Source organism: Modestobacter muralis (assembly GCF_010682105.1).
Taxonomy (GTDB): domain Bacteria; phylum Actinomycetota; class Actinomycetes; order Mycobacteriales; family Geodermatophilaceae; genus Modestobacter; species Modestobacter muralis.
This window is the reverse complement of the sequence record NZ_JAAGWH010000003.1, coordinates 1-13,208: the sequence shown is the minus strand read 5'-3', so window position 1 is coordinate 13,208 and position 13,208 is coordinate 1. Positions and strand designations below refer to the sequence as shown.

Annotated in this window: 7 protein-coding genes; 6 read left to right on the top strand and 1 reads right to left on the bottom strand. The window is 65.9% G+C overall.

The genetic code is table 11. The annotated features are described in order from the left end of the window. Nucleotide 1 precedes the first annotated feature (1 nt). From GCU67_RS00790 to GCU67_RS00770, 5 genes are all read left to right on the top strand, one after another. Entirely contained in the window at nt 2–3,991 is a 3,990-nt protein-coding gene (locus GCU67_RS00790) for an Eco57I restriction-modification methylase domain-containing protein (RefSeq protein ID WP_211660541.1), read from the top strand. Beyond that, entirely contained in the window at nt 3,991–7,656 is a 3,666-nt protein-coding gene (gene drmA / locus GCU67_RS00785) for a DISARM system helicase DrmA (protein WP_163609083.1), read from the top strand. Before GCU67_RS00790 ends, drmA begins: the two co-directional genes overlap by 1 nt. Then, nucleotides 7,653–9,758, top strand: a complete 2,106-nt coding sequence (drmB, locus tag GCU67_RS00780) for a DUF1998 domain-containing protein (RefSeq protein WP_163609082.1) — start codon at nt 7,653–7,655, stop codon at nt 9,756–9,758. Before drmA ends, drmB begins: the two co-directional genes overlap by 4 nt. Next, a complete protein-coding gene (gene drmC / locus GCU67_RS00775) occupies nt 9,752–10,468 on the top strand; it encodes a DISARM system phospholipase D-like protein DrmC (RefSeq protein WP_163609081.1) in 717 nt (238 codons plus the stop codon). Before drmB ends, drmC begins: the two co-directional genes overlap by 7 nt. Before the next feature lie 111 nt (nt 10,469–10,579). Then, nucleotides 10,580–10,993 carry a very short patch repair endonuclease gene (locus GCU67_RS00770; protein ID WP_163609079.1) on the top strand — a complete coding sequence of 138 codons (414 nt, stop codon included), beginning with the start codon at nt 10,580–10,582 and terminating at the stop codon, nt 10,991–10,993. Here GCU67_RS00770 and GCU67_RS00765 read toward each other — a convergent pair. Further along, on the bottom strand, nt 10,980–12,164 hold the full coding sequence (locus GCU67_RS00765; protein WP_211660540.1) for a DNA cytosine methyltransferase: 1,185 nt from the start codon (nt 12,162–12,164) through the stop codon (nt 10,980–10,982). The two genes, GCU67_RS00770 and GCU67_RS00765, sit on opposite strands and share 14 nt — an antisense overlap. A gap of 125 nt (nt 12,165–12,289) precedes the next feature. On the opposite strand from GCU67_RS00765, the gene GCU67_RS22635 reads away from it, so the two are divergent. Beyond that, nucleotides 12,290–13,201 (top strand): HNH endonuclease, encoded by a 912-nt coding sequence (locus tag GCU67_RS22635; RefSeq protein WP_163609077.1) that lies wholly within the window; start codon nt 12,290–12,292, stop codon nt 13,199–13,201. Nucleotides 13,202–13,208 lie beyond the last annotated feature (7 nt).

Genomic DNA, 13,208 nt, shown 5'->3' with positions numbered 1-13,208 from the left:
CGTGTCACAGCTGCACCAGGACTGGCTGGCCCAGGTCGAGACGGATGGGCCCTTCCTCTCCCTTCCCGTCCTCAAGGACATCTGGCCCGACGGGATGGACCGGCTCAGCGACGTCGATGACCGACTGGTCGCGTTCAAGGAAAATCACGCCGCCTGGGAGACGGCGTTCGACCGGTCCCGGTCCGGTTCGGTCGAGGAGTACGGCCGCGCCGTCGCTTCCTGGATCGACGTCGTCCTCGACGAGCTCGCGCTGTGGGGCCCCCATCGGATCGCGGCGGTGGACCTCTCGGGTGATCTGGTAGTCCGGTCCCCCGGCGAGACGATCACGGTGCGAACCGACGGTGGGCTCGGTGGCCGGGACGGCGAGCTGGTGTGCCTGCTCCGCGTCGTACCTCCGACGGAGAGTCTCCATGCGGCGGGTCTGGACGGCTGGTCGGCCAGCCAGGTCGACCGCATGGCCGCGCTGCTGCGCAAGGCGGACGTCGCGGTCGGTGTGGTGACCGACGGCCGCTGGTGGGCGCTCGTGTGGACCGGCGAGGGCACCACCACCGGCTCGGGCGTGGTGGATGCCCTGACCTGGCGCGAGGAGCCGCAGCTGCGCGATGCGTTCTTAACGTTGGTCAACGCGTCGACGCTGCGCCACAAAAACCCCGAGCGCCGGCTGCCGCGCCTGTTCGAGCGGAGCGTGCTCGAGGCTGAGGAGATCACCGAGGCGCTCGGCGTCCAGGTCCGCAAATCGGTCGAGTTGCTCGTCCAGTCTTTCTCCGAGGCCAGGCTCGCCGCGCGAGCCAAGGGGTCGGTCGACCCGCTCTGCGAAGACCCGGACGAGATCTACCAGGCCGCGGTCACGGTGATGATGCGGGTGGTCTTCCTGCTCTTCGCCGAAGAGCGCGGGATGCTGCCGACCCCGGAGCTGTACCGGGCCGCCTACGGGATCAGCGACCTGCTCGACGACCTGCAGGCTCGCGCGAAGCGGGAGGGCGAAGAGAACCTCGACCACTCCTCCGACGTCTGGCACCGGCTGCTCGCCGTCAGCACCGCCCTCTACGGCGGTGCCAATTTCGACGAGGTCCGGATGCCGGCCTACGGCGGATCGCTCTTCGACCCCCAGCGGTTCCCCTGGATGGCGGACGAACGCCCCGACGGCGGCCTCCGTCTACGAGTGTCGGACCGCACCATGCTGCACGTGTTGAAGTCAGTGCAGGTAGCAAAGGTCGGTGGCCAGGCGCGCCGCATATCGTTCCGGGACGTCGACGTCGAACAGATCGGCTACATCTACGAAGGCCTGCTCGGCTACACCTGCCGGGAGGTCGAGCACGAGGTGGTGCTCGGGCTGGTCGGCAAGGACGGCGAGGAGCCGGAGATCGACCTCGACACCCTCGCCGGGGTCTACGACGAGTCGACTGGAGCCAAAGACTTCGCGATGCGGCTGACCGACTGGGTCAAAGAAACACAGCCCGCAGCGAAACTGGTGTCCGCGTCCAGGCTCGCAAAGCTCTACGACGCCGCGGTAGACGAAGCGGAGATGAAACGGCTCCTCAAGCCCGTCGCCGGCCACGACCTAGATCTGCTCGCCGCACTCGTGGACTGGTCGAGTTACACCCGCCGCGACCTGCGTGACCTGCCGTACGTCGTCCCGCGCGGTGGCCTCATCGTGTCCGAGACGCCGTCGCGGAAGAACGCCGGCGCGCACTACACGCCGCGGTCGCTGGCCGAGGAGGTCGTGCTCCACGCTCTCCAACCATTGGTCTACGAGCCCGGGCCGCTGCAGACCAACGATGAGGACTTCTGGCGATTGAAGTCGAGCTCGGCGATTCTCGACCTCAAGGTCGCCGACATCGCCGCCGGCTCCGGCGCGTTCTTGGTCGCCGCCGCCCGCTACCTTGCCGATCGCCTCGTCGAAGCCTGGACCGCAGAGGGCATCATCGGCGGCGATCTCGTCGACGACAGCCTCCGCACCCGAGCGATCCGCGAGGTCATCGCGCACTGCCTCTACGGCGCAGATATCAACGGCATGGCCGTCGAGATGTGCAAGCTGTCCCTCTGGCTTGTTTCCCTCGATCCCAGCAAGCCTTTCTCCTTCGTCGACGACAAGATCTTCCGCGGCAATTCACTGCTGGGCATTACCACCATCGACCAGCTCCGGTATATACACATTGACCCTAAGGCGAAGAAGGCCCGACAGCTCAACGCCTTCGTCGACGCCGAATCAGTGTTGGATGAGGTGACCCGCATCCGCCACCAGCTCGCAACGACGGTCGACCAGGACGACCCGCAGCGCACCCGCAATGGCAAACGTCGCCTGCTTGAGCAGTCTGAGCAGGCCACCGCTAAACTGCGCCTTATCGCGGACGGAATCGTGGCTACTGGACTGCGCTTAGGCGGCAAACCTGGTAACGCATTAGAAGACGCGTACACCGCCTTAGAAGGCGCTCTCATTCGCGCGTTCCCGGCCGACGCGAGTGCCGGGGAAGCCTCCACGCTTGACCACATCGTCGAGCAAGGGCTGACCCCCACCGTTGCGACGGATTACCAGCGGTGGGAATCCCTTCACTGGATACTCGAAGCCCCTGACGTCATGATCGAGCATGGCGGATTCGATGCGATCGTAGGGAATCCGCCATTTCTCGGCGGAAAAAAGATTTCGACAGCACTGGGGGCAGACTTCCGGAATTGGCTCATTAATCAGGTTGCGGAGCAGACCTCAGGCAACGTCGATCTCGTCGCCTATTTCTTTCTCCGAGCGTGGGGTCTACTCCGCAAAGGGGGAAGAATTGGCCTCATCGCAACCAGTACCATTGCCCAGGGCGACACGCGGCAAGTCGGCCTGGACCGCCTTGTCGCCAGCGGGCTAACGATTACTCGCGCAATACAGAGCGCCCGCTGGCCCGCGAAATCTGCAACACTCGAATACGCTGCAGTTTGGGGCGGCTACGACTCCCCTGACCAGGGTGTCCAACTATGGGCGAACAGCGTCCCCTGTATGGCCATCTCGTCGATGCTTGAGCCCCAGTCCCGCGTTCACGGCTCAGCACTACGTCTTATCGAGAACCGACAAGTTGCCTACATCGGAACGTTCGCACTTGGTTCTGGATTTGTTTTGGACCAGCCAGAATACGCTGGACGCGACTTCGCTCGCTTTCCCGAAGTAGTGAAGCCATACCTCAACGGCGACGACTTGAACTCGCGACCCGACGCATCACCTTCGCGATGGATCATCGACTTCGGAGAGCGCTCAGAAGAGGAGGCTCGGCAGTGGCCAGAGGTGTGGTCACTTCTGGAGGACCGAGTCAAGCCTGTCAGGCTTGAGAAGGACAGGGTCAAATACCCTCGAATGGTTGATGAGTGGTGGAAGTTCTGGAACGCACGTCCGGGCCTGTATCAATCTATCTCCAGGTCTCAGTACGTCCTGGCCATTACCCGACACTCCTACCCCGTCATGCCCTTGCGTGTTTCCAGCTCTGTCGTCTTCAGTGACGCCTTGGTGGTGTTCGCCACGGATAGTTTCGCAGATCTCGCAATTCTTTCGTCTGGCGCCCACCTCAACTGGGCTATCAAGCATGGTTCCACACTCGGACTAAACATTCGCTATACACCATCCGACATCTTCGACACCTTCCCGAGGCCGGCATCCACCCCGGAACTCACTCGTCTCGGCGAAGAATTGCATCGGGAACGGGAAGCGATCATGCACGATGACGGCATTGGCTTGACATCCCTGTACAACAGGATCAACGATCCTGCCGTTGAAGAGGGCGGCTCCATCGGCCTGCTTCGGCAGCTACATGTTGACATCGACCGCGCGGTCGCACTCGCCTATGGTTGGACGGACTTGAACCCCAGTCATGGGTTCCACTCATATCGTCAGATTCGCAGGTTCACTGTGAACCCGGCGATCCGGGATGAAATCCTGGACCGACTGCTTGAAGAAAACCATCGTCGCGCTGACGCAGCAGGTAATACTCCTTCGAATGCTCTAAAGGCCTTCTGATGACCCGTTCCACATCCACAGCAGTCCGTGGGGAACTGCTTGACCTCATTCGACAGGAATTGCTGGGGCCGAGGGGCGATTGCAACGAGGAGATACCGGCTAGTCCCCGGGCCACTTACGCTGTTGGTGGTCTCGCACCGGTCACCATCGATCCGTCCCTGGCGCGTCTGAGTTTTGACGCTGACGACGTCGAGAGTCAGGGAGTCAATGGCGCTCCGGTGCAGGCCGTCAGCGATGCGGACCCAAAACATCCTGGTCAACCCGGTGTCCCCGTGCCGACCGACGAGGACGTCGCCACCGCGGATTCGGACGACGAAGAGGACAGCGGCCCCAGGGGGGCGCTGACGCATCCGTCCTTGATGGGACTGCGCTTCCAGGTTCAGGAGGGCGAGAAGACACTCGCCGTTTCGGCGTCGTGGGGGCGGTACGAGAGCTTTCAGCGCCTGAATGAGGAGACCGAACGTAAGCGGACCTGGTTTCGGCGGACGCCCGTCGAGGTCACGAAGGAACTGATCATCGCGGGTACGACGACCCGCCGCAGCGGGGTCATCGAGCTTGAGCAGGACGTCAGCCTCCGGGTGGAGGTCTTCCCACTGGGCGATCGTCTGATCGTCGAGCTAGCACTGAGCAACGACCGGGTGACGGGAGTCGACGCGCCGCCCGGTGACTGGTTGTTCCAGACGGAGCTCCGCGTCGAGGCGATGGACGGTTCCGCCTGCTTCCTGCCCAGCCGCGATGTCTCCGAGCCGAGCTACCAGGAGCAAGACCCAGAACGGCGCCGCTTGGACCTGCAGTACAAGCACAAGCTCGAGTACGCGGTCGGCCGCACCTGCTCCGTCGACTGGGAGGAAGCGGGCGACCAACGACGGGCCACCAAGGTCATGACCACGTGGCTGCCGACGGCCGACGTCCCCCAGACAGTCGCGGGCACTGCCGGTCAGACCGTGACTGCGATGCGCGTCCTGGCCGATATCGAGGCCGGCGACATCCGCCAGGCACTCGAGCCGATGGTCTCCGGGTACGTCACGTGGCTAGACGAGGACCAGGCGAAGACGGCTGGTTCCCTGCCCGACCACCTCAAGGAGACGGCGTCCGAAGCGATCGGCGACGCGCGCATCGCTGCATCCAGACTGGAGGCCGGCCTCGCGCTCCTGGAGAGCGACCCGGACACCCTAAAGGCGTTCCGGTTCATGAACCGCGCGATGCGCGACCAACGCATCCGTTCCCAGCTCGCCGCCAAGAGGGCTGCGAAGGCCGGCGTCACCGTGGCCGAGGCCCTGGCCGAGGTGGAAACTGACGGTGACAAGGCCGCCTCGTGGCGACCATTCCAGCTCGCCTTTATCCTGATGCAGCTGCCCTCGCTCGTGAACCCGTCCGAGCCCCACCGCAGCGGCGCCGACGCCCGCGTCGAGCTCCTCTTTTTCCCTACCGGTGGCGGCAAGACGGAGGCATATCTCGGCCTGGCCGCATTCACGTTCGCGATACGGCGGCTGCAGGGTTCCCTCCAGGGCAAGGACGAAAGGCTCGACGGCGGTGACGGCGTCGCCGTCCTCATGCGCTACACCCTTCGTCTCCTGACCTCCCAGCAGTTCCAGCGCGCCGCAGCACTGGTCTGCGCTACCGAGCTGATTCGCCAGGAAGACGAGGCGACATGGGGCAGCGAGCCCTTTCGAATCGGGTTGTGGGTCGGTAGCAGCGTCAGCCCGAAGCGTTTCGCTGAAGCACAGGCGCAGGTGCAGCTGGCCAAGTCCGAGGACGGCAGGGCCCACGGCCTCACCGTGCTGCAGATCAAGCGTTGCCCTTGGTGCGGGACGCCGATCGATCCGAAGAGCGACGTCGAGGCGGTAGCCACCACGCAGCGGATCCACGTCTACTGCGGTGACGACGCGGAGGAGTGCCCCTTCTCCGGGCGAGGACCGGGGGACGAGGGGCTGCCCATCCTCACCGTCGACGAGGAGATCTATCGCCATCCGCCCACGTTCTTGCTCGCCACCGTCGACAAGTTCGCACGGCTGGCGCGCGAGGGGGAGGCCGCGAGCCTCTTCGGCTACGTCGCCGAGCACTGCGAGCGGCACGGCTACCGCCACCCCGACGCCCGCGGCGACTCCTGCAAGGGCCAGAAGCACAACGCGGTCACGAAGGGAGGCGTCGCCTACCCGGCCGTGGAGGTCCGGCCGGTGCCGCGCCTGCGGCCTCCGGACCTGATCATCCAGGACGAGCTGCACCTGATCACCGGAGCGCTGGGCACAGCGGTCGGCGTCTTCGAGAACGTCGTCGACGTGCTCTGCTCGTGGTCCCACGCCGGCCAGGCGGTCCTACCGCTGATCGTCGCCTCCACGGCGACGGTGCGGAAGGCCGACGAGCAGGTCCGCAACTTGTACGGGCGCAGCGTCGACGTCTTCCCGCCCCAGGTGCTCGACGTCCGGCACACGTACTTCTCCCAGGAGCTGGCGGTCACCGAGGACCTGCCCGGACGGAAGTACGTGGGTGTCGCCGCGCACGGCATCCGGCTCACGCTCGCCGAGATCCGCATCGCGGAGGTCCTCTTGCTCGCCGGGCAGAAGCTGCTCGACGAGCACGGCAAGGCAGCCGACCCGTACATGACCTCGGTCGCCTACTTCAGCGCGACCCGTGAGCTGGCCGGCATGCGTCGGTATCTCGACGATGACGTCACCACGCGTGTGTCGGGCAAGACGGAGCCGTTCCCGCGCCGGACGACGGACTTCTCGCGCCTTGCCATCGGCGAGCTGACATCCCGGATCTCCGCGTCCGAGATCGGCGCGACGCTGGATGGGCTGGCCCTGGAGTTCGACCCGGAGCGCTGGAGCACGGCCGGCAAGGCCGCGTTCGGCAAGGCGATGCAGGACGGGAAGGTTAAGGGCGGGTACGACCGGCGGCCATACGACTTCGTGCTCGCCACGTCGATGCTGCAGGTCGGCGTCGACGTGCCGCGCTTGGGCCTCATGCTGGTGGTGGGGCAGCCGAAGAACACCGCCGAGTACATCCAGGCGTCGTCCCGCGTGGGACGCGATGCCTCGAAGCCCGGTCTGGTCGTGTCGCTCGCCAACTGGGCGAGGCCGCGCGACATGGCGCACTTCGAACAGTTCCGGCACTACCACGAGACCTTCTACGCCCAGGTGGAGGCGCTCAGCGTGACGCCGTTCTCGGAGGCTGCCCTGGAGCGCGGGCTCATGGGCGTACTCGTCAGCGCAGCGCGGGTGATGGACGTCGGCCGGCCCGACTCGCTGTCTCCGGAGCTGGGCGCCGGCCGGATCCTCGACGAGAGCCAGCGTCTGGACGAGGTCATCGAGCGCCTGACGGAGCGAGCCTCGCGGGCCTACCTCGAGCCCGACTTCGACGAGCGCGTCCGAGCCAAGCTGATCCAGCGGAAGGACCGCTGGTTCGGCCGGGCCAAGGAGGAGTCGGGTGGGCTGGTGTATGAGCGGTCAACCGACAAGAACCAGCTCACCCGCCCCCTGCTCATCAGCCCTGAGGTCCGGGCCACGACTGCTTCGGAGAAGGTGTTCGTGGTCGCGAACTCGATGCGCGAGGTGCAGCCGGAGATCAACCTGCTCGTCAGCCCCAGCCCGGACCGGCTCGCCGCGAAGGAGCCCGTCGATGCGCCGGGATGGGACTTCACGCCACCTGTAGAGGAGGACGCATGACCACCGTGTCGGACGACGCGACGGGGGTCTCCGACCTCTCCGGGGCATCACCCGAGCCGGTGTTGGCGAGCGTGGAGCAGGAACTCGACCCGATCGCGGACGTCGAGGACAACAAGCCGAAGAACCGGGCCAAGGTCGGCGCCGTCCGACCGTCCGCGCTGCTCTATACGCAAGGCATCGGCTCGACGGTCGACCTGCCGCACCTGTCAGTCATGCCGCACGGGTTGGACGACTGGGAACGCATCTACCGGCGGCGCCCGACGCCTCCGGAGACGATCGTCGAACCCCGCTTGCTGCAGGTCGTCCAGGCCCATCTCGGCAAGACGGTGCAGGAGCTTCGCAAGCCCCCGTGGGCGTCCGCTGAGATCGGTCAGCAAAACTCGGCGACGGACCTAGGCATCCCTGGTCGGATCTTTCCGCAGTGGCTCCGGTGCACGGGCTGCGGTCTGCTCGGGCAGGTGTCGGACGGCGTCAGCTTCGAGTACCGGAACACCAACCCGTTCCGGCCGGACAAGGCGGAGTTCGTACACGTCAAGTGCAGCGGGTGGTCCGAAGAGGGCGCCACCAAGCGCAAGCCCCGTGACCGCACGGCCGTACCGGCCCGCTACCTCATCGCCTGTCAGAAGGGTCACCTCGACGAGTTCCCCTACGTCGCCTGGGTGCACCGCGGTGAGAAGTGCCCCGCCGCTGCCCGGCCGCGCCTACGGATGCAGGAGTGGAAGAGCAACCTAGGTCCGGATGTCCGGATGACCTGCCAGGCGTGCAAGCAGAAGCGCGGCATGCTGGAAGCGACCGCCCGCGGAGCTGACACCAAGCTGCCTCGCTGTCGCGGACGACACCCCCACCTCGACGCGTTCTTCAAGTGCCAAGAGCAGGGCCGCCTCATGCTCCTCGGCGCCGCCAACCAGTGGTTCTCGAATACCGTGAGCGCCCTCTCCCTTCCTCGGGAGGACCAGGCATCGGCATCCGAACTGGCTCCGGCCATCAAGTCTCTGCCGAAGCCGGTCTTGCAGGCCATCCACGGCCCCGAGGGCATGGACTCGCTGAAGCTCCTCGCTGGTATGAACGGCCTCGCGGGCCTGGAGGACGTCGAAAACGTCGTCCTCTGGGATGCCTTCCAGATCGCCACTGGTCAGGCGATTGAAGAGGCCCACACCGATCAGGCAGCTGCTCGTCGTGATCCTCAGACCCTATTAGCACCCGAGTGGACCGTGCTGAGCGACCGGTCGAAGTTCACGAAGTACAGCGGTTCTTCCGATTTCAAGGCGGCGTCACGGAAGGTCGCCGAAGAGCTGGAGCCGCTGGTGACGGGTGTTGTAGCGGTTGAACGGCTCAAGAAGGTGAACGCTTTCATCGGCTTCACCCGGATCGATGCCTTCGACCGCATCGACGACGCGTCAGATCGCGTCGCACCCTTGACCCGCACGGGTGCTCCGGCGTGGGTTCCGGCGACCGAAGATCGTGGCGAGGGCGTCTTCCTGCAGTTCGATGAGGAGCGCGTCGCTGCGTGGGAAGCCGACGTGCTGGTCCGTCCGGTGTGGCAGCGCTACCGCGAGGCACATCGACTGAACTTCCTACGACGGACCAGCAAGACCGCCGCCGAGATTAATCCTGACGGGCGTTTCCCCTCACCGCGGTACTGGGCGATCCACACGCTGTCGCACCTGCTCATCCGGGAGATGGCCATGTCCAGCGGTTACGGCTCAGCCAGCCTCACCGAGCGGATTTTTGCCTGGCCCGAGAACGGCGACGTCCCGCCGGCGGCCGGCCTCCTGATCAGCACCACGTCCTCGGACAGCGAGGGGACGCTCGGTGGCCTCGTGGAGCTGGCCAAACCGGAGAAACTTCGGGCCGTGGTGCTGAGCGCCCTTGGCCGAGGCACCCGGTGCTCGTCGGACCCCATCTGTTCCCACCGAGCGCCCCGTGGCAAGGAGGACTTCCTCCACGGCGCCGCATGCCACTTCTGCCTCTTCGTCAGCGAGACGAGTTGCGAGCGGACGAACCGCTTCCTCGACCGGCGGATGGTCTTCGACCTGGTCGCCGATGACAGCGTCGCCACGCCCGGGCTGTTCTCCGTCCTGCTGCCGGACGGAGCGTGGTGACGGCGGCGGCCGAGCTCGGGGCTTTCGTGACGAAAGAGGAGGCTCGAAAGCTCAAGGCGAACCTGGTGCTCGGTCATGGGCTGCTGCACCAAGCCGTCCGCGGTGTGCACCCGTCGCGGCGGGCCCGCGCTCACGAGCTCCTTGAGGCGGTCCTCACGGATCTCGGTGGCGATGTCGGCGCCGTGTGCGTCGTCCTCGAGGCGCTCGGTGGTGTGGCTCAGGCGGTGCGACCGCAGCTCGTTTGGACGTCACCGAGTCTCCCCAACAGCGAGGGGCACACGACGCTCGCTGTGTCCTCGTTGATCAACGAGGCACAGACGTACGTCTACGCCGCGACCTACTCGGCAGGGATGGGCTCCGCATACGTCACGGCGTTGCGCCAGGCGCTCGAGCGGGGCGTGAAGGTCACTGTCGTCGTCGACCGCAAACAGCAAGGACAAATCGCTGCGGCGCTCGCCGCGAAGCTCGGCGGAGCTCGCATCTGGACGTTGCGCGAACCCAACGACGGCGAGTGGGCCGTCCAGCACGCCAAGCTGGTGATGGTCGATGGCCTGGCAGCGCTGGTGACGAGCGCGAACTTCTCCGCGGCGGCTGCCGAGGCGAACCTGGAGTGCGGCGTCCTCCTACGAGACGCTGCCGTGGCCAAGTCGATCAAGTCCCACCTCGACCGTCTGCGTGAGTGCGACTACCTGGTGGACTACACCGCCTGACCGAGTCAGCTGCGGAAGTAGCGGATTCAGGTGCGTCGGCGTGCGAGGCTGGTATGCGTGCCGGCAAGGACTCCCCAGCCCGGCCCGCACCCCGGGTCGTCCAGCTCCGAGATGTCGCGGCGGATGAGCGCCGTCCGGAAGCGCGACAACGGACCGGAGATGGCCGTGCGCCGCCTGCTGCACGCGGCTGGACTCCGTTACCGGGTGGCCTGGCCAGTTCCGGGTCAGCGCAGACGGACCATCGACATCGCCTTCACCCGGGCGCAGGTCGCCATCTACATCGATGGCTGCTTCTGGCACGGCTGTCCGTTGCACGGCACGTCTCCCAAGGCCAACGCTGTTTGGTGGGCGGAGAAGATCGCCGCCAACCGAGCCCGCGACGCTGATGTCACTGCCCAACTCCACGATCTGGGTTGGACGGTGTTGCGGTTCTGGGAGCACGAGCCGCCTCCGGACGTCACAGCGAGCGTCCTCGCCGTCGTGCACAGCGGTACGCCCAGTTCGGACGAGGTCAGCGCGCCGTGAGCATCACGTGCTCGTCGAGCGCAGCCATGAACTCGGCCTTGTGCCTGAGGTTGCTCCGCTTCAGACGGTCTCGGAAGCCCCTCGTCGCCCGATAGGACAGCGGCTCGCTGCCGTAGCGATCGAGCACGGTCACCAGGTGCCGGTTCTCACCGGTGGGAGAGCGTGGCCACTCGGATACGGCGACGTCCCAGATCTTGCCGTCCACATGCGCCGCTGCACGGGGCCACGATGAACCCGGCACGTGAGGAGACTTGTCGTACCCGTCGATCGCCGCCTCGGCCTTGCTTGTGCTCAGCAGGCCCTCACCGATCCACGCAGCCACGGGGACGCTCACTGCGTTGCCGACCAGCTTCCAGCGGTCCCGCGGAGGCGCTGACTCAGTCCAGCCAGCCGGGAAACCTTGGAGCACCTCCGCTGCCTCGATCGAAGGCCGCACGATCCGTCGCCCGGACTCATGTCCAGGAACCCATACGGCGGGAGGACTGGCGATGCTGACCGTCGTCGAACCTTTGAGCGTCGGTACAGCGTCAACAGCCCAACCGACGCCGCGGTTGCCCTCGGTCGAGTAAAAGCCATAGGCGCTGTCTCGCCATGCCCCGCGGGCGGCCCCGTCTGGTTCCTCCGAGGGATCGTCCTCCCTGAAGAGAACCGCTGCCGGGTCGTGAACTGCTGAGGCCAGCAGGTATACGCGTTTGCGGCGCTGTGCCAATCCGAACGAACGAGAATCGATCGTTCGGTAGGCCCAGGCATAACCGGCTGCCTCAAGACTCGCCGTGATCTCCTGGATGGCGCTTCCTCGGCCCAGACGGAGCATGTTCGGGACATTCTCGATGAGGACCCACTCGGGGCTGGACTGCGCCAACAGCTGGAGGATGCGGCGGATCAACCCTGAGGCCTCGCCGTCCAGCCCAGTGGTTCGCCCTGCTTGGGAGAGGTCGGTGCACGGGAAGCCCGCCGTGACGATCGCGGCTTCGTCGAAGCCGCTGAGCTCCGTGACGTCCCGACTCAGCTTCGCCTCAGGCAACTGATGCGACAGGACTGCGCGCGCTGGGACCCATCGCTCGTACAACTCGGTGGGACCTCGTAAGCCAGCCTGCCGGAGACCGAGCTCAAGACCCCCGATCCCCGCGAAGAGCCCCAGGATCGGTCTGTCATGCACGGGCTCGAGCATGGCAGACCAAACATGCGGCCCGCGCGCCGCATGGGCGGCACGCAAGCTAGCTTGCGGACGGTGGGACGACACGCCACGAGAGCGATGTGGTTGTGGGTGAGCCAGCTCGAAGGCAGGCTCAGCTGGTGGTTGACGGAGTTCGCGAGGAGCACATCAGAGCAGCCGCACTGGACTGGCTGAGCAAGGTGACTCTTGACGGGACGGTGCCGGTCAGCCGTGTCCAACTGAGGGACGACTTCGAGGTCGACGGCAGCCGCTTCCCCTTGGTTGACGCCGGACGGGGAATCCGCAAGCCGCGCGGGTGGTCGGCGGCACTGAGCATCCTGACCGCAGCACCGGAAGGCGCAGCCTGGCGACCCTACGACGACTCGGAAGGCCCTGACGGGCTGCACCGCTACAAACTGCGACGGGATGAGGGCGGCGCCGCAGAGAACGCCGGTCTTCGCGCGGCGATGCACCAGCAGGCGCCCCTGTTATGGTTCTGCGGGATCCGCCCCGGCATCTTCCAGGCCATCTTCCCTGTGTATCTGATTGCCGAGGAACCGGCGCAAGCGCAATTCGTCCTGGCGCTCACGGAAGCGCAGCGGAAGATCCAGCCGGGGAGCACGGTCGAAGCGGCACTGCGGCAGCACCTCGTCGCGATGACCCGGCGCCGCCTGCACCAACCGCTCTTCGCGAGTCAGGTCATGCTGGCGTACGAGACGCGCTGCGCTGTCTGTTCGCTCAACCACCGTGAGCTCCTGGACGCCGCACACATCATTCCCGACTCCCAACCGAACGGTGACGCCGTCATCACCAACGGGCTGGCGCTCTGTAAGCTCCACCATGCGGCCTACGACCAGAACATCCTCGGCATCCGCCCCGACCACACCGTGGAGATCCACCACCGCTTGCTGGCGGAGATCGATGGGCCGATGTTGCGCCACGGGCTGCAGGACCATCACGGAAAGCCACTGATGGTCCTACCTCGATCGCGGCGTGAACGTCCGGATACCGACCGACTGCTGGAGCGCTACGAGCTGTTCAAAGCGGCCTGACTTCACG